Consider the following 17314-nt stretch of genomic DNA (forward strand, 5'->3'; position numbering starts at 1 on the left):
CCGTGGCGCCGGCTGCGATGACGGAGATCGGGCAGGCGCCCCGGCATCACGGCTGGCGCGAGCGCTGGCTCGCCCTCCGCAACCGGCTGGTGGCCTCCCCCCGCTTTCAGCGCTGGGCGGCCGGGTTTCCGCTCATTCGCCGGACCGCGCACCGCAACACGCGGGCTCTCTTCGATCTGTGCGCCGGCTTCGTCTACGCGCAGGTTCTGTTCGCCTGTGTCCGGCTCGACCTGTTCGGATTGCTGCGGGACGGTCCGCTCCCCTCCGAGACCATCGCCCGCCGGCTCGACCTGCCTCCAGAGCGATGCCTGACCCTGCTGCGGGCCGCGGTCTCGCTCGAGCTGATCGCGCGTCTGCCCGATGGCCGTTTCACCCTCGCCGACCTCGGCGCGGCCCTGATCGGCAACCCTTCGGTCGCCCTGATGATCGAGCACCACGCGATGCTCTACGCGGATCTGGCCGATCCGGTCGCGCTGCTGCGCGGCGAGGCGGGACCGACCCGGCTGGCGGGCTACTGGCCCTATGCCGATGACGGGAGCACCGCGACGATCGATCCTGATTCGGTCGCCGCCTATAGCGGGCTGATGGCAGCCTCGCAGGCGCTGATCGCAGGCGACGTGCTCGATGCGCTGCCGCTCACCGACCGCGCTTGCCTGATGGATGTCGGGGGCGGCGAGGGCGTCTTCCTGACCCACGCCGCCCGCCGATACCCGAACCTGGCGCTGCGCCTGCTCGATCTTCCTCCCGTCGCAGAACGGGCGGCGGCGCGGCTCTCGGCCGAAGGCCTCGGCGACCGCGTGGCCTGCTTTGGCCAGACCTTCCTCGACGCTTCCCTGCCGGTGGGCGCCGACATCATTACGCTTGTGAGAGTGCTTCACGACCACGACGATGCCAGGGCCATGGCGCTCCTGCGCGCGGTGCACGCGGTACTGCCGCCGGGCGGCGGCCTCGCGATCGCCGAACCGCTCGCCGGCACGGCCGGCGCCGAGCCCGTCGGTGACGCCTATTTCGGCTTCTATCTCCTGGCGATGGGCAGTGGCCGGCCTCGCACCGCCGGAGAGATCTCCGCGATGCTGACGCAGGCCGGCTTCATCGGAATCCGTGAGCATTCAACCCGCCGCCCCCTTCTGGCGCGGCTTATCACGGCATCGCGCTGATCCGACCGTAATCAACGCTTGACGTTCCATAGTGTCTATCTAGGATGACACAAAGCGATCCTGCAGCCCGTAGAGTCGCAACCTGAACAGGGCGGAGACAGGGACATGGACGCATTGGCCGTCGTCCTTGAACGACCGGAGCACTTGGCGCTCAGCCGCCTCGCGCTCACGCCCGCGGTCGAGGGTGATGCGATCGTCGCCGTGTCCTGGAGCGGGATCAGCACGGGCACCGAGCGCCTGCTCTGGTCGGGCCGGATGCCGCCCTTTCCGGGCATGGGCTACCCGCTGGTGCCAGGCTACGAGTCGGTCGGAACGGTGATCGAGACGGTGGCCGGCAGCGGCCTGCGCGTCGGGCAGACCGTGTTCGTCCCCGGTGCCCGCTGTTTCGGCGAGGTCAACGGCCTGTTCGGCGGCGCAGCCTCGCACCTGATCGCCCCGGCCTCTCGCCTCCTGCCCGTGGACGCCGCGCTCGGCGACCGCGCCTGTCTGATGGCGCTCGCGGCGACCGCCTACCATGCCCTGTCCGGCATCGTCCCCGGCGAGCGCAGCCTGATCGTCGGCCACGGCGTACTTGGACGGCTGCTCGCGCGACTGACTGTGGTCGCGGGCGGCGAACCGGTGGTCTGGGAGCGCGAGACGCTGCGGGCCGAGGGCAGCTTCGGCTATTCCGTGCTCGCGCCCGAGGACGATCCGGCGCGCGACTATTCCACCATCACCGATGTCAGCGGCGATTCGAGCGGGCTCGACACGCTGATCGGCTGTCTCACCCCCGGCGGCGAGATCGTGCTCGCCGGCTTCTACGAGGCGCCGCTGGCCTTCGCCTTCCCGCCCGCTTTCCTGCGCGAGGCCCGCATCCGGGTCTCGGCGGAGTGGCGGCCGGGCGACCTCGCGGCGGTCCGGACCCTGATCGAGTCCGGACGCCTGTCGCTCGACGGACTGATCACCCACCGGTTGCCCGCCACGGAAGCAGGCGAGGCCTACCGCACGGCCTTCGCCGATCCGGCCTGCCTCAAGATGATCCTCGATTGGAGGACCTGCTCATGAACCTTCAGCTCAACAAGGCGGCGCTGAACGCCGCGGCGACGCTGCGGGCCGAGGCTGCCATCGAGCCCGATCCGGTCGTCACCGGCGAGGTCAAGCGCGAGACGCAAGTGATCGCGATCTACGGCAAGGGCGGTATCGGCAAGTCCTTCACCCTGGCCAATCTCAGCTACATGATGGCCCAGCAGGGCAAAAAAGTGCTGCTGATCGGCTGCGATCCGAAGAGCGACACCACCTCGCTCCTGTTCGGCGGGCGCGCCTGCCCGACCATTATCGAGACCTCGACCAAGAAGAAGCTCGCGGGCGAGGCGGTCGACATCGGAGACGTCTGCTTCAAGCGCGACGGCGTCTACGCGATGGAACTCGGCGGGCCGGAGGTCGGGCGCGGCTGCGGCGGGCGCGGGATCATCCACGGCTTCGAGCTTTTGGAGAAACTCGGCTTCCACGAATGGGGCTTCGACTACGTCCTGCTCGACTTCCTCGGCGACGTGGTCTGCGGCGGCTTCGGCCTGCCGATCGCCCGCGACATGTGCCAGAAGGTCATCGTCGTCGGCTCCAACGACTTGCAATCGCTCTACGTCGCCAACAACGTCTGTTCGGCGGTCGAATACTTCCGCAAGATGGGCGGCAATGTCGGCGTCGGCGGCCTCGTCATCAACAAGGACGACGGCACGGGCGAGGCGCAGGCCTTCGCCGATGCGGCGGGCATTCCGGTGCTGGCCTCCATCCCGGCCGACGACGATATCCGGCGCAAGAGCGCGAATTACGAGATCATCGGCAAGCCCGACGGTCGTTGGGGCTCGCTCTTCACCGACCTCGCGCAGAACGTGGCGGAGGCTGCGCCGCACCAGCCGACGCCGCTGAGCCAGGACGCGCTGCTCGGCCTGTTCTCCAGCGAAGCCACCGGGCGCGACGTGGTGCTGGAGCCCGCCACCCTCGAGGACATGTGCGGACGCACCACCCTCGCCAAGCCGTCCCTCGAAGTCGTCTACGACGAGGTCTGAGCCATGGCGGTCAGCCTCGACATCACCGCGCTTCGCGCCCGCCGCCCCGAGGGCATCGATCTCGCCGCAACGCAGGGCGACGGACTCGGCTGCCACGCCGGCAAGGACACGATGCGCACGGCCGCCGAGGCCGCCGGCCTGTCCGGAACGCTGGAGCAGTACCGGCGGGACTACCCGGCCGGTCCGCACGATCAGCCGCAGAGCATGTGCCCGGCCTTCGGCTCCCTGCGCGTCGGGCTGCGCATGCGACGGACGATGACGATTCTGTCGGGTTCGGCGTGCTGCGTCTACGGCCTGACCTTCACCTCGCATTTCTACGGCGCGCGCCGGAGCGTCGGATACGTGCCGTTCAATTCCGAGACGCTCGTCACCGGAAAGCTGTTCGAGGACATCCGCGAGGCGGTCCACGCCTCGGCCAACCCGCAAGACTACGACGCGATCGTCGTCATCAACCTCTGCGTTCCGACCGCCTCGGGCGTGCCGCTGCGGCTGCTGCCGAAGCAGATCGACAGCGTGCGCGTCATCGGCATCGACGTGCCGGGCTTCGGCGTGCCGACCCATGCCGAGGCCAAGGACGTGCTGGCCGGCGCGATGCTCAAGTTCGCCCGCAGCGAGGCGGAGACCGGCCCGGTCCAGGCCCCGCGCGGCGGCCGTTCGGAGCGCCCGGCGGTCGCGCTTCTCGGCGAGATGTTCCCCGCCGATCCCGTGGTGATCGGTGGCTTGCTCGAACCGCTCGGCCTCAGCGCCGGCCCGGTCGTGCCGACCCGGGAATGGCGCGAACTCTACGGTGCCCTCGACGCGGCGGCGGTGGCGGCGATCCATCCGTTCTACACCGCGAGCGTACGCGAGTTCGAGTCGGCCGGGCGGACGGTGGTGGGTTCTGCCCCCGTCGGTCACGACGGCACCGCCGACTGGCTCGCCGCCATCGGCAATGCCTGTGACGTCCCGCCGAACACCATCGCCGCGGCACAGAATCGGCTTCTGCCGGCGATTCGGGGAGCGCTGTCCGCAGCGCCGATCCGCGGGCGCATCACGCTCTCCGGCTACGAGGGCTCGGAACTTCTGGTCGCCCGCCTCCTCGTCGAGAGCGGCGCCGAGGTGCCTTATGTCGGCACCGCCTGCCCGCGCACGCCCTGGTCCGAGTCGGACCGGGTCTGGCTGGAGGAGCGCGGCGTCACCATCCGCTACCGCGCTTCGCTGGAAGACGACCTCGCCGCGTTCCATGACTTCCGGCCGGATCTCGCCATCGGCACGACCCCGGTGGTGCAGAAGGCGAAGGAAGCCGGCACGCCGGCGCTGTACTTCACCAACTTGATCTCGGCGCGTCCGCTGATGGGCGCGGCCGGAGCCGGGTCGCTGGCGAAGGTCGTCAACGCCGCGCTCGCCAACCGGCCGCGCTTCGATGCCATGCGCGCCTTCTTCGAGGGCGTCGGCACCGGCCACGCCGCCGGCATCTGGCAGGAGGTGCCGACCCTCAAGACGGCGCCGAAGGCGGCGGCTCCCCTGAAGCCGATCGGGGAGATGATCTGATGCTCGTCATCGATCACGACCGCGCCGGCGGCTACTGGGGGGCGGTCTACGTCTTCACGGCAATCAAGGGCCTGCAGGTGGTCATCGACGGCCCCGTGGGCTGCGAGAACCTGCCGGTCACCTCGGTGCTGCACTACACCGACGCGCTGCCGCCGCACGAGTTGCCGATCGTCGTCACCGGTCTGGCGGAAGAGGAACTCGGCCGCCACGGGACAGAGGGCGCGATGAAGCGGGCGCATGCCACGCTCGATCCCGGCCAGCCCAGCGTCGTCGTGACGGGCTCGATCGCCGAGATGATCGGCGGCGGCGTCACCCCGGAGGGCACCGGGCTCCAGCGCTTCCTGCCGCGCACCATCGACGAGGACCAGTGGCAATCCGCCGACCGGGCCATGAGCTGGCTCTGGCAGGAATACGGCGCCCGGCGCTTCGCCAAGAAGGGCATTCCGGCCCGGCCCGAGCGCAAGGCCGGGGAGCGGCCAAGGGTCAACATCATCGGCTCGGCCTACGGCACCTTCAACATGGCCTCGGACCTCGCCGAGATCCGCCGCCTCGTGGAGGGGATCGGCGCCGAGGTGAACCTGACCTTTCCGCTCGGATCGCATCTCGCCGACGTGCCCAAGCTCGTCAACGCCGATGCCAATATCTGTCTCTACCGCGAATTCGGCCGCCTGCTCTGCGAGAGCCTGGAGCGGCCCTATCTCCAGGCGCCGATCGGCGTGCTCTCGACCACCAAGTTCCTGCGCACTCTGGGCGACATCCTCGGAATCGACCCCGAGCCCTTCATCGAGCGCGAGCGCCACACCACAATCAAGCCGGTCTGGGACTTGTGGCGCTCGGTGACGCAGGACTTCTTCGGCACCGCGAGCTTCGGCATCGTCGCCACCGAGACCTATTCCCGCGGCGTGCGCCACTTCCTCGACGAGGAGATGGGTCTGCCCTGCCACTTCGCCTTTTCGCGTAGCGCAGGCACCAAGCCCGACAACGCCGCCGTGCGCGAGGCGATCAAGGCGAACCCGCCGCTCGTCCTGTTCGGCTCCTTCAACGAACGGATGTACCTCGCCGAAGCCGGCGGGCGGGCGATCTACGTGCCCGCCTCGTTCCCCGGTGCCATCATCCGGCGGCACACCGGCACGCCGTTCATGGGCTATACCGGCGCGACCTACCTCGTGCAGGAGGTCTGCAACGCCCTGTTCGACATGCTCTTCCACATCCTGCCGCTCGCGCGCGACATGGATGCAGTGGAGGCGACGCCCGCCCGGACGCACCGCGAATTGCCCTGGGACGAAGCGGCCCGTGCCCGGCTCGATGCGCTGGTCGAGCGGCATCCCGTTCTCACCCGCATCTCGGCCGCCAAGCGCCTGCGCGACGCCGCCGAGCGCGCCGCGCGCCGGGCCGCCGCCGAGCGTGTGGCGATCGCCCATGTCGAGCGGGCGCAGAGCGATCTCACCACGGGAGCGACCGCATGAGCGCGCTCCTGCATTCCCTTCACCCTCCGGCCCCGTGCGGTGCCGGAAAGCCTGCGGAGAGACTTGCCATGGGAGTCGTCATGCACCGATCGATGCCCGCGTCGCGCCTGCACAGCGAGGCGATCCAGTTCCGGATCATCCTCGCCGCGACCTACCCGTTCTTTCTCGCTGCGGCGGTGGTGCAACGCGTGCTGCCGGGGCAGGCGCCGCGGCGCGGTCTACCGCCAGTCAGGCGCTCCGTGTTCGGCGAGGCCAAGGCCATGGCCGTCTCGGCCATCCCCTTCGCCTTCATGGGCTGACGAGACTCAGAACTTCCGTGCGGTGACACGGGGGATCCCTGCGCCGTGATGTCATCGAGTCACGGCGACACCCGCCACGCCTGTCAACGCGCGGCATAACCAGCGGAGGTTCGATCGATGGCGAACGGTATCACTGAAAGACCGAGCAGCCTGTCCGGGCTGACGGAACCCGAAGCCAAGGAATTTCACGCGATCTTCCTCACGAGCTTCATCATCTTCACGGCGATCGCTGTGGTCGCCCACATTCTCGTCTGGCTGTGGCGGCCCTGGCTCCCCGGAGAGAAGGGCTACGCCCTCCTCGACGGCGTGACGAACGCCGCCCACGGCCTCGTGACGATGATCGGCTGAGGAGACGCGCGATGCACAAGATCTGGCTTCTGTTCGATCCGAGGCGCACCCTCGTCGCGCTCTTCACCTTCCTCTTCGTCCTGGCGCTGCTGATCCACTTCATCCTGCTCAGCACCGACCGGTTCAACTGGCTGGAAGGCCCGAAGGCCGCCAAGTCCGCAGCCGCGCACAGCCTCGTCCTTCCGACGATGCCGGGCTGACCGGCCCCGACCCGGTCCTGCCGCGGGCGGGCGCGCCTGCCCCGGCACCCTCCATCCTCATCCCCGGGGATCTCCGCCATGGCAATGCTGAGCTTCGAGCGCAAATACAGGGTCCGCGGCGGCACCCTGCTGGGCGGAGACCTGTTCGATTTCTGGGTCGGCCCGTTCTACGTCGGCTTCTTCGGCGTCACGACGATCTTCTTCTCGGTGCTCGGCACCGCGCTGATCCTCTACGGCGCCGCGATCGGCCCGACCTGGAACATCTGGCAGATCAACATCGCCCCACCCGACCTGAAATACGGGCTGGCGCTGGCGCCCCTGAAGGAAGGGGGCCTATGGCAGATCATCACCTTCTGCGCGATCGGGGCGTTCTCGTCCTGGGCCCTGCGCGAGGTCGAAATCTGCCGCAAGCTCGGCATCGGCTACCACGTGCCGTTCGCCTTCGCGGTGGCGATCTTCGCCTACGTTTCGCTGGTGGTGATCCGCCCGTTCCTGATGGGCGCCTGGGGCTACGGCTTCCCCTACGGCATTCTCTCTCACCTCGATTGGGTGTCGAACACCGGTTACCAGTATCTGCATTTCCACTACAATCCCGCGCACATGCTCGCCGTGAGCTTCTTCTTCACGACGACCTTCGCGTTGGCGCTCCATGGCTCGCTGATCCTGTCCTCGACCAATCCGGCCAAGGGCGAGACGGTGAAGACGCCCGAGCACGAGGACACCTATTTCCGCGACACGATCGGCTACTCGATCGGAACGCTCGGCATCCACCGGCTCGGGCTGTTCCTCGCCCTGTCCGCAGGGTTCTGGAGCGCGGTCTGCATCGTCATCTCGGGCCCCTTCTGGACGCAAGGGTGGCCGGAATGGTGGGGCTGGTGGCTCAATCTGCCCGTGTGGCGGTGAACCGGAACGCCGGCCGGCATCCGCGCCGACCGGCCTGGGGCGCAAGTCCGATCTGAGGCGCAAGTCCGATCTTCGGGCGCGGGGATCTCCGCCGACGGCGTGAGCCTCGAACGACCGCAGGTCCATGGAGGGAGACGCCGTGGCCTATTATCAGAACATCTTCACCCAGGTGCAGGTGCGCCCGGTCGAGCCGGAACACGGCATCCCGATTTCGGTCGATTCCCGCATCGGCCGGCCGTTCAACAGCTACCTGTTCGGGCTGATCGGCAATTCCCAAGTCGGACCGATCTACGGCGGCTATCTCGGGGCCCTGTCCTTCGCCTGCGGGCTGATCGCCTTCGAGATCATCGGCCTCAACATGTGGGCCAGCGTGAACTGGGATCCGATCCAGTTCGTGCGCCAGTTGCCCTGGCTGGCGCTGGAGCCTCCGCTGCCCAAATACGGGCTCAAGGTGCTGCCGCCGCTCAACGAGGGCGGCTGGTGGCTGATCGCCGGCTTCTTCCTCACCGCCTCGATCCTGCTGTGGTGGGTGCGGATGTATCGCCGCGCCCGCGCACTCGGTATGGGCACGCATGTGCCCTGGGCGTTCGCGAGCGCTATCTGGCTCTACCTCGTGCTCGGCTTCATCCGCCCGCTGCTAATGGGCTCGTGGAGCGAGGCGGTGCCCTTCGGCCTCTTCCCGCACCTCGATTGGACCGCCGCGTTCTCGCTGCGCTACGGCAACCTGTTCTACAACCCGTTCCACATGCTCTCGATCGTCTTCCTCTACGGGTCGACGCTGCTGTTCGCGATGCACGGGGGCACGATTCTCGCCACCAGCCGCTACGGCGCCGAGCGTGAGATCGATCAGATCGTCGATCGCGGCACCGCCACCGAGCGCGCCGCTCTGTTCTGGCGCTGGACCATGGGTTTCAACGCCACGATGGAATCGGTCCACCGCTGGGCGTGGTGGTTCGCGGTGCTCACGACGCTGACGGGCGGAATCGGCATCCTGCTGACCGGCACCGTGGTGGACAACTGGTACCTCTGGGCGGTCAAGCACGGCGTCGCACCGGCCTACCCGCAGATCTACGGACCGATCACCGATCCGCTCGCCGTGCCGGGCGGAGCCGCAGGGGGGACGCCATGAAGACGCTGCTCGTCGTCGCGGGCGCCGTCGTCGCCCTGTTCCTCACCATCGCCCAGTTCGGCACCGCCGGCTGGACCAAACCTCCGATCCTCGCCCAGCAGCACGGCTTCCGTGGCACAGGCATGGATCAGATTCAGACGAAATCCGGCGCGGCGGCGCTGAAGGCCGCCAACCTGCCGCCGGCCCCGGCCGATCCGGTCGAGCCCGGCACCGAGAAGGCCGGCGCGGTCTACGAGAACGTGAAGGTTCTGAAAGACCTGAGCGTGGAGGAGTTCAACCGCCTGATGACCTCGATGACGGAGTGGGTCAGCCCGGAGCAGGGCTGCACCTACTGCCACAACACCGAGAACATGGCCGATGACAGCCTCTATCAGAAGCAGGTCGCCCGGCGGATGATCCAGATGGTGCAGCACATCAACACGACCTGGAAGGAGAAGCATGTCGGCGAGGCGGGGGTAAACTGCTACACCTGCCACCGGGGCCAGCCTGTGCCGACGAACATCTGGTTCCAAAATCCGGGACCGAATTACAAGACCGGCTTCATCGCCCGCAACAACGGGCAGAACATGGCCTCGCCCTCCGTCGGTCTCGCCTCGCTGCCGTACGACACGCTGAGCGAATTCTTTGGCAAGAAGGACGTCGACGAGAACCTGATCCGCGTCAACGCGACGACGGCTCTGCCGGAAAGCAAGGGCAAGCCGATCCAGGCCGCGGAGAAGACCTACGGCCTGATGATGCACATGTCGTCGTCGCTCGGCGTCAACTGCACCTACTGCCACAACACCCGGGCAATCTCGAATTGGGAGCAGAGCACGCCGCAGCGCACGCTGGCTTGGCACGCCATCCGCATGGTGCGCGATCTCAACGGCGACTACATCGAGCCGCTGACCTCGACCTTCCCGGCCAACCGCCTCGGCCCCACCGGTGATGCGCCGAAGCTGAACTGTGCCACCTGCCACAACGGCCAGAGCAAGCCGCTGGCAGGCGCGCACGTGATCGAGACCTACCCCGAACTGGCGAAATCGACGGCCGAGATGGCGGTGCCCGTGGCCCCGGCCGACCCGGCGCCGCAGTCACCGGCGCCCCCACCCTAAGGCAGGAGCGGGAACCGCTGCCGGTTTGGCGAGATCCCTCGTCGAGAGCCGCTGGTCCATCGGGCTGGCGGCTCTTTTTTTGGCTCGCGATGTCATAACAACTTTTTTGAAAGCCTGTAATCGCAAGCAATCCGATACTCGCCAGACCTAACGCTTGGCTGAGGCATCGTATTCAGTCGATCTTCGAACCTAGTCAATATATCTTAAGTGTTCGTTCAAGATATCCGTAGTTCGAATGGCGTAAACCATTGTGATTAGTGACGATATGCTGAAATTTGGTCGCATTTCGCGCTAACACCTGCCCCTTCGATAGGGGCCACGAGACGCATGGACCGGTGGCTCGTTCGAGGGCCGTTGAGCTGAGGGGATGAGACGGTGAGCGACAGGCGCGACAGGAACGAGATTGCCGCCGCACTCCGACAGTGCAAGACGGCCTTCGTGGGGGTGGCCGTGATTAGCGGCCTGGTGAACATCCTCTATCTCACCGGCTCGTTCTTCATGCTCGAAGTCTACGACCGGGTGATTCCGAGCCGCTCGGTGCCGACCCTGATCGGCCTCGCAGCCCTCGCGCTGGCGCTCTACGCCTTCCAGGGCGTGCTCGAAGCCATCCGTGGCCGCATCCTCGCCCGCATCGGTGCGTCACTGGACGAATCCTTGAGCGGGCGGGTGTTCGACCTGGTGGTGCGCGCCCCGCTGAAGGGCGTAACCCAGGGGGACGGCCTCCTGCCCCTGCGCGACCTCGACCAGATCCGCGCCTTCCTGTCCGGCTCCGGCCCGTCGGCCTTCTTCGATCTGCCGTGGATGCCGTTCTATCTGGCGATCTGCTTCCTGTTCCATCCGCTGATCGGCGTCGCCGCCCTCATCGGCATGGGCATTCTGGTCGTCCTGACTGTCCTCACCGATCGCGCCAGCAAGGGCCCGACGCAGGAGGCCACGGGCCATGGCATGCGGCGCAACGGCCTCGCCGAGGCCGGCCGCCGCAATGCCGAGGTGCTGGCCGCGATGGGCATGCAGGAGCGCCTCGCCGCGCGCTGGGCCGGGGCCAACCGCGACTACATGAGCGCGCACCAGGCGGTGGCGGACGCCGGGAGCGGCTTCGGCGCCGGCTCCAAGGTGTTCCGCATGGCGCTGCAATCGGGCGTGCTCGCGCTCGGCGCCTGGCTCGTCATCCACAACGAGGCCAGCGCCGGCGTCATCATCGCGAGCTCGATCCTCGTCTCCCGCGCGCTCGCGCCGGCAGAGCTCACCATCGCCAACTGGAAGGGTTTCGTGGCCGCGCGCCAGAGCTGGTTCCGGCTGTCCGAGTTGCTGGCCCGGATGCCGCAGAGCGAGCGGCCGCATGCCCTGCCGGCGCCATCCGAGACCATCACCGTCGAGGGCGCCAGCATCGCCCCGCCCGGCACGCCGCGCCTCGTGGTGCAGGATGTGAGCTTCGGCCTGCGCGCGGGGCAGGGGCTCGGCATCATCGGCCCCTCGGCCTCCGGCAAATCCTCCCTGGTGCGGGCGCTCGTCGGCGTCTGGCCGCCGGTGCGCGGAAAAGTCCGCTTCGACGGCGCCGCCCTCGATCAGTGGACGAGCGGCGATCTCGGGCCGCATATCGGCTTCCTGCCGCAGGAGGTAGAGTTGTTCGCCGGCAGCGTGGCCGAGAACATCGCCCGCTTCGAGCCGGACGCCCCGGCCGAGGCGATCATCGCGGCGGCCAAGGCGGCGGGCGTGCACGAGCTGATCCTGCGGCTGCCCGAGGGCTACGACACCCGCATCGGCGAGGGCGGCACCGGCCTCTCCGCCGGGCAGCGCCAGCGCGTCGGGCTGGCCCGTGCGCTCTACCGCGACCCCTTCCTCGTGGTGCTCGACGAGCCCAACGCCAACCTCGACAGCGAGGGCGAGAACGCGCTGACGCAGGCGATCCTCGGCGTGCGCCAGCGCGGCGGCATCTGCGTCGTCGTTGCCCACCGACCGAGCGCGCTCGCCGCCCTCGACCTGATTCTTATGATGGCCGACGGCCGCGCCCAGGCCTTCGGGCCCAAGGACGAGATCCTCAAGCGCGTGCTGCGCCCTGCGCCGACCCCTGTTCCGGTCGCTGCCGAGGCTCCGGCGGCGCAGGTGGCCGCGCCCACGATTCGTGAGAGTGCCTGATGTCCTCGACGCTTGCCCCTTCGTCCCTTGCCTCCTCGTCCCTTGCCCCTCGCGGCGGCCTCGCCCCGGCACTGCCGCGACCGGTCGCCCAGGGCTCGATCCGGCGCCATCTCGCCGTCGCCATCGGGCTCTCGGTCGCCCTCGTCTTCGGCGTTGGCGGCTGGGCCGTCTTCACCGATATCTCGGCCGCGGTGATCGCGCCGGGCCAGCTCGTGGTCGAGACCGACGTGAAGAAGGTCCAGCACCCCACCGGCGGCGTCGTCGGCCAGCTCCTCGCCCGCGAGGGCCAGCGGGTCGCTGCCGGCGACGTGCTGATCCGCCTCGACGAGACACAAACGCGGGCCAACCTCGACATCGTGCTCAAGGCCATGGACGAGCTCTCCGCCCGCCGCGCCCGCGACGAGGCCGAGCGCGACGGCCTCAAGATCATCACCTTCCCGCCCGATCTCGTGTCGCGCATCGACACCGATCCCACCGTGGCCCGATTGATCGACGGCGAGTCGCGCCTGTTCGCCGCCCGCGTCGCCGGCCGCGAGGGCCAGAAGGCGCAGCTGCGCGAGCGCATCGACCAGCTCCGCCAGGAGATCGATGGGCTCACCAAGCAGGCCGCCGCCAAGGATCGCGAGATTGGTCTCATCGGCCATGAGCTCGGCGGCGTGCGCGACCTCTACGCCAAGAACCTCGTGCCGCTCTCCCGCGTGACGGCACTTGAGCGCGACGCCGCCCGGCTCGAGGGCGAGCGCGGCCAGCTCATCGCCTCGACCGCTTCCGCCCGCGGCAAGGTTGCCGAGACCGAATTGCAGATCCTCCAGATCGACGGCGAGATGCGCACGGAGACCGGCAAGGATCTGGCCGAGATCCGCGGCAAGTGGTCGGAACTGCGCGAGAAGCGCGTCGCGGCCGAGGACCAGCTCAAGCGGGTCGAGCTGCGCGCGCCGCAGGACGGCTTCGTGCACCAGATGAGCGTGCACACGATCGGCGGCCTCGTCGTGCCGAGCGAGCCGGCCATGCTAATCGTGCCGGCCTCCGACCAGCTCCTGGTCGAGGTGCGGGTGCAGCCGCAGGACATCGACAACGTGCGGGTCGGGCAGAAGGCGGTCCTGCGCTTCCCCGCCTTCAACACCCGCACCACGCCGGAAATCGACGGCGAGGTGGTGCGGGTCTCCGCCGACGTGACCCAGGACGTGAAGACCGGCCAGAGCTACTACACCGCGCGCATCCGCATCCGCGAGGATCAGAAGGAGCGACTCGCGGGCTTGCGGCTGGTGCCGGGCATGCCGGTCGAGTCCTTCACGCAGATCGGGGAGCGCTCGGTGCTGTCCTACCTCACCAAGCCCCTGACCGATCAGATCGCCAAAGCGTGGCGGGAGCGCTGACAATCTTGCCTCGCAGGCGGGTTGTCTGATAAGGCGACCGCCTCCCCGCGATGTCGCCGACGTCATCGCCGGAGCGTCCTTGCGACGCTCCGTCCCTTCGAGACACCTTGAACAACAGGCGGCCGGTCTCGAATCCGTGCCGATGTGAGACCGATGAAGATTCGCAATTCGCTCAAGTCGCTCCGCGCCCGTCACCGCGACAACCAGCTCGTGCGCCGCAAGGGCCGCGTCTACGTCATCAACAAGACCCAGAAGCGCTTCAAGGCCCGCCAGGGCTGATCCCCGACGCCTGTCGGATTGGCCGCGAATCATACGCGGCACCGAAGCGCGTTGACGGGAGCCGGGTTCGGGGTGGAAGCTCCGGACCCATGGACGCTCGCCGCACTCCCCTCCTGACCGCCCTCTGCCTCGGCTTCGCGCTTGCGAGCGGCGGCCATCCGGCAGCAGCGGCGGAAAAGGCGCGACCTGAGAAGGAGCGCAAGGCGCACCCGCCGGTCAGCCTCGAAGACCTCTACACCCGCCTCAAGCTGGCAGGCGACGAGGGCGAGGCGAAGGCAATCGCCACCCTGATCGAGCGCCGTCTCGGCCGTTCCGGCAGCGCGACCGCCGATCTCCTCTCCGACCGCGCCCGGCAGGCGATGAGCGGCAACGATCTGCCGCTCGCCGTCGAACTGATGGACCGGGCCGTTGCCCTGGAGCCGAACTGGTCCGAGGGCTGGAGCCGGCGGGCGACCCTGTTCTGGCGCCTGTCCGATTCCTCGACCGCCATCGCCGACCTACAGCGCGCCCTGGTGCTGGAGCCGCGCCATTTCGAGGCCTGGGCGGCGCTCGGCAAGCTCTACCTCGCTCAGGACGACAAGGGCCGCGCCCTCGACGCCTTCCGCCGGGCGGAGGCGCTCTACCCGCAATGGGACGTGCTGAAGAAGGCGATCGAGCGGCTGAAACCCGACGTGGACGGTCGCGACCTCTGAGTCACCCGGTCGTGGGCCTCGCCGATCTCGTCCGCTTCGCCCTCGGCTCCTTCGCAGCGGCCGTCGGCCTCGTCGCGCTGGTGCTGGCCTGCGCGGCCGTTGCGACGCGGTTGATCGCCTGGCGCGTCGAGGCTCGCTATCCCGCCGCCGACCGCAGCATCAATGTCGAGAGCGGGCGCATCGCCTATCTCGAGGACGGTCCCACGACTGGAGTGAGGGCCACGGTCGTTCTCCTCCACGGCGCCTCGGCCAACGCCTACGACCCGATGGAGGGCGTCGGGCGTCATCTCGCCCGTGCAGGCTTCCGAGTCATCGCCTTCGACCGGCCGGGCTACGGCAACAGCGACCGAATCGCCGGCGCGCAAGCCGCCTCGCCGGCCTTCCAGGGCCGGGTTCTGGGTCAGGCTCTCGAACGGCTCGGCGCTGGACCGGTGATCCTTCTCGGACATTCCTGGTCGGGTGCGCTCGCCCTGCGGATGGCTCTCGACCGGCCGGAACAGGTCGCGGGGCTCGTCCTTGTCGCGCCCGTGGCGATGCCGTTCCCGCCGCGCCCGCTGCCCTGGTGGGCGGGGCTCGCCCTTACGCCGCCCGTGACGTGGCTGCTGACCCGGACGATCGCCGTGCCGCTCGGCCTGTCCTACCTTCCGTCGGTCTCGGTCGGCGTCTTTCGGCCGGAGCGGGCCGTCGAGAACTACATCGAGGCGAGCCGCGCGCCGCTGATCCTGCGGCCAGGCCCGGCGCTCGCCAACATTCAGGATCTGGCCGGCCTTCCCGCAGCCCTCGCCGAGCAGGCGCCGCGCTACGAAAGCCTCCGCGTGCCGAGCGTGATCGTGGCCGGCGAGGCCGACCCGATCGTGCAGACGCGCCTGCAGGCGGATCCGTTGAGCCGGGCGATGCCGCACGCCCGGCACGTCGTGCTGCCGGGCGCCGGACACATGATCACCTACACCGCCCCCGATCGGCTGGTGCGCGAAGTCGAGGGTTTGGCCGAGACGATGACTCGTTAGACCATTGTCTTGTCCCGAAAGCCGGCGGCCAGCTTTCGGGACGATGCTTCAGGCCCGCTCGGCGTGCTCGCGGGTGACGAAGGCGATGCGCACCATGTTCGTCGCGCCCGGAATGCCGAACGGCACGCCCGCTACGACGATCACGCGGTCGCCGATCTCAGCGAAGCGCTCGCGCACCGCGAATTTCGCCGCGCGGAACGCCATGTCGTCCACATCGCTGGCGTCCTTGGTGACGATGGGGTGCACACCCCAAGCCATGGTCAGGCGCCGCGCCGTCTCGCGCTTCGGCGTCAGGGCGATGACGCTGGCATTGGGCCGCGCACGCGCCAGCCGCAGCACCGTCGAGCCGGAATGGGTCCAGGCCATGATCGAGCGCAGGCCGAGGGCCTCGACGATCTGGTGCGCCGCCGCCGCGATGGCATCGGAGGCGGTCGGCTCCGGCTCGGAGCGCTGCGCCATCAGGATCGACCAGTAGAGCGCGTCGCGCTCCACCTGCTCGGCGATCCGGCTCATGGTGCTGATCGCCTCGACCGGGAACTGGCCGGCGGCGCTCTCGGCCGAGAGCATCACCGCATCCGCGCCCTCGTAGACGGCGGTCGCGACGTCCGACACCTCGGCGCGGGTCGGCACCGGTGCGGTGATCATCGATTCGAGCATCTGCGTCGCCACGACGACCGGCTTGCCGAGCCGGCGTGCGCCGCGGGTGATCCGCTTCTGCACGCCCGGCACCTGCTCGAGCGGCATCTCGACGCCGAGATCGCCACGGGCGACCATGATGCCGTCGGAGATCTCGATGATCTCATCGAGGCGTGAGAGCGCCTGCGGCTTCTCGATCTTGGCCATCACCTGGGCGCGCCCGGCAGCGACCTTCTTCACCTCGGCCACGTCCTCGGGCCGCTGCACGAAGGAAACGGCAATCCAGTCCGCGCCGGCGGCCAGACCGGCTTCGAGATCACCCCGGTCCTTCTCCGTCATCGCCGGCAGCGGGAGCACCGTGTGGGGCAGCGACACGCCCTTGCGATTCGAGATGCGCCCGCCGACCTCGACGCGAGTGACCGCGCGGCCCTCGCTCACCTCGGTGACGACGAGCCGAAGCTTGCCGTCATCAATCAGAATTCCGTGATCGGGCTCGAGCGCGGACAGGATCTCCGGGTGGGGCAGGAACACCCGATCAGTGTTGCCGGGCGTCGGATCCGAATCGAGCACGAAGGTCTGGCCGTTCTCCAGTTCGGCGGCGTCGCCGACGAAGGTGCCCAGACGCAGTTTCGGACCCTGAAGGTCCACGAGGATGCCGATCGGGCGCTTGGCCTCGCGCTCGATGGTGCGAATCACCTCGATCCGCTCGGGCAGCTTTTCGCGGGCCAAGTGGCTCATGTTGATGCGGAACACGTCCGCACCGGCGTGGAACAGCTTCTCGATCATCTCCGGCGTGTCGGATGCCGGGCCGAGGGTAGCGACGATCTTAGTGCGGCGCGAGCGCTTCAATGGAGCCTCCAACACCCGCTGGACCCGCCGATCGCGGACATCGCGCGCGGGAACGGCCCGGCAGATGTGCGGCACCTGATGAGGCGGTGCCGATGGCCGGACGGGGGCTTGCCGGCCACAAGCATCGCCCAGCCCCACAGGTCAAGGCCGCATCCCGAACCCGTGTCA

The 17314-nt window shown here is 68.7% G+C and carries 17 protein-coding genes; 16 read left to right on the forward strand and 1 reads right to left on the reverse strand.

What is annotated here, in order from left to right; translation table 11 throughout:
- Positions 1-17 precede the first annotated feature (17 nt).
- From MFF24_RS02740 to MFF24_RS02815, 16 genes are all read left to right on the forward strand, one after another.
- Positions 18-1157, forward strand: a complete 1140-nt coding sequence (locus MFF24_RS02740) for a methyltransferase (RefSeq protein ID WP_238222206.1) — start codon at positions 18-20, stop codon at positions 1155-1157.
- Between the two features lie 105 nt (positions 1158-1262).
- Positions 1263-2201, forward strand: a complete 939-nt coding sequence (gene bchC / locus MFF24_RS02745; RefSeq protein WP_238222208.1) for a chlorophyll synthesis pathway protein BchC — start codon at positions 1263-1265, stop codon at positions 2199-2201.
- Entirely contained in the window at positions 2198-3202 is a 1005-nt protein-coding gene (locus tag MFF24_RS02750; RefSeq protein WP_238222211.1) for a chlorophyllide a reductase iron protein subunit X, read from the forward strand. The genes bchC and MFF24_RS02750 overlap by 4 nt, the downstream gene beginning before the upstream one ends.
- A gap of 3 nt (positions 3203-3205) precedes the next feature.
- On the forward strand, positions 3206-4732 hold the full coding sequence (gene bchY, locus MFF24_RS02755; protein ID WP_238222218.1) for a chlorophyllide a reductase subunit Y: 1527 nt from the start codon (positions 3206-3208) through the stop codon (positions 4730-4732).
- On the forward strand, positions 4732-6198 hold the full coding sequence (bchZ, locus tag MFF24_RS02760) for a chlorophyllide a reductase subunit Z (protein WP_238222220.1): 1467 nt from the start codon (positions 4732-4734) through the stop codon (positions 6196-6198). The genes bchY and bchZ overlap by 1 nt, the downstream gene beginning before the upstream one ends.
- A gap of 68 nt (positions 6199-6266) precedes the next feature.
- Positions 6267-6497, forward strand: a complete 231-nt coding sequence (locus MFF24_RS02765) for a hypothetical protein (RefSeq protein ID WP_108940626.1) — start codon at positions 6267-6269, stop codon at positions 6495-6497.
- Positions 6498-6614: 117 nt separating this feature from the next.
- Entirely contained in the window at positions 6615-6845 is a 231-nt protein-coding gene (gene pufB / locus MFF24_RS02770) for a light-harvesting antenna LH1, beta subunit (RefSeq protein WP_096485726.1), read from the forward strand.
- A gap of 11 nt (positions 6846-6856) precedes the next feature.
- Positions 6857-7045 (forward strand): light-harvesting antenna LH1, alpha subunit, encoded by a 189-nt coding sequence (gene pufA / locus MFF24_RS02775; RefSeq protein WP_017486009.1) that lies wholly within the window; start codon positions 6857-6859, stop codon positions 7043-7045.
- Between the two features lie 78 nt (positions 7046-7123).
- Positions 7124-7948 (forward strand): photosynthetic reaction center subunit L, encoded by an 825-nt coding sequence (pufL, locus tag MFF24_RS02780; protein ID WP_108940627.1) that lies wholly within the window; start codon positions 7124-7126, stop codon positions 7946-7948.
- Between the two features lie 139 nt (positions 7949-8087).
- Positions 8088-9077 (forward strand): photosynthetic reaction center subunit M, encoded by a 990-nt coding sequence (pufM, locus tag MFF24_RS02785; protein WP_108942952.1) that lies wholly within the window; start codon positions 8088-8090, stop codon positions 9075-9077.
- Positions 9074-10171 carry a photosynthetic reaction center cytochrome PufC gene (pufC, locus tag MFF24_RS02790; protein ID WP_238222224.1) on the forward strand — a complete coding sequence of 366 codons (1098 nt, stop codon included), beginning with the start codon at positions 9074-9076 and terminating at the stop codon, positions 10169-10171. The genes pufM and pufC overlap by 4 nt, the downstream gene beginning before the upstream one ends.
- A gap of 375 nt (positions 10172-10546) precedes the next feature.
- Positions 10547-12307 carry a type I secretion system permease/ATPase gene (locus tag MFF24_RS02795; RefSeq protein ID WP_238222225.1) on the forward strand — a complete coding sequence of 587 codons (1761 nt, stop codon included), beginning with the start codon at positions 10547-10549 and terminating at the stop codon, positions 12305-12307.
- Positions 12307-13683 (forward strand): HlyD family type I secretion periplasmic adaptor subunit, encoded by a 1377-nt coding sequence (locus MFF24_RS02800; RefSeq protein ID WP_238222226.1) that lies wholly within the window; start codon positions 12307-12309, stop codon positions 13681-13683. Before MFF24_RS02795 ends, MFF24_RS02800 begins: the two co-directional genes overlap by 1 nt.
- Positions 13684-13836: 153 nt before the next feature.
- Positions 13837-13962, forward strand: a complete 126-nt coding sequence (ykgO, locus tag MFF24_RS02805; RefSeq protein WP_017486015.1) for a type B 50S ribosomal protein L36 — start codon at positions 13837-13839, stop codon at positions 13960-13962.
- A gap of 89 nt (positions 13963-14051) precedes the next feature.
- Positions 14052-14654, forward strand: a complete 603-nt coding sequence (locus MFF24_RS02810; RefSeq protein ID WP_238222235.1) for a tetratricopeptide repeat protein — start codon at positions 14052-14054, stop codon at positions 14652-14654.
- Between the two features lie 11 nt (positions 14655-14665).
- A complete protein-coding gene (locus MFF24_RS02815; protein WP_238222237.1) occupies positions 14666-15661 on the forward strand; it encodes an alpha/beta fold hydrolase in 996 nt (331 codons plus the stop codon).
- 48 nt (positions 15662-15709) lie between these two features.
- On the opposite strand, the gene pyk is transcribed toward MFF24_RS02815, so the two are convergent.
- Complete coding sequence (gene pyk, locus MFF24_RS02820; RefSeq protein WP_133088467.1) at positions 15710-17146, reverse strand: pyruvate kinase; 1437 nt, start codon at positions 17144-17146, stop codon at positions 15710-15712.
- Between the last annotated feature and the right edge of the window lie 168 nt (positions 17147-17314).

Origin of the sequence: Methylorubrum aminovorans, assembly GCF_022179725.1 — a bacterium.
GTDB classification, from domain to species: Bacteria; Pseudomonadota; Alphaproteobacteria; order Rhizobiales; family Beijerinckiaceae; genus Methylobacterium; species Methylobacterium aminovorans.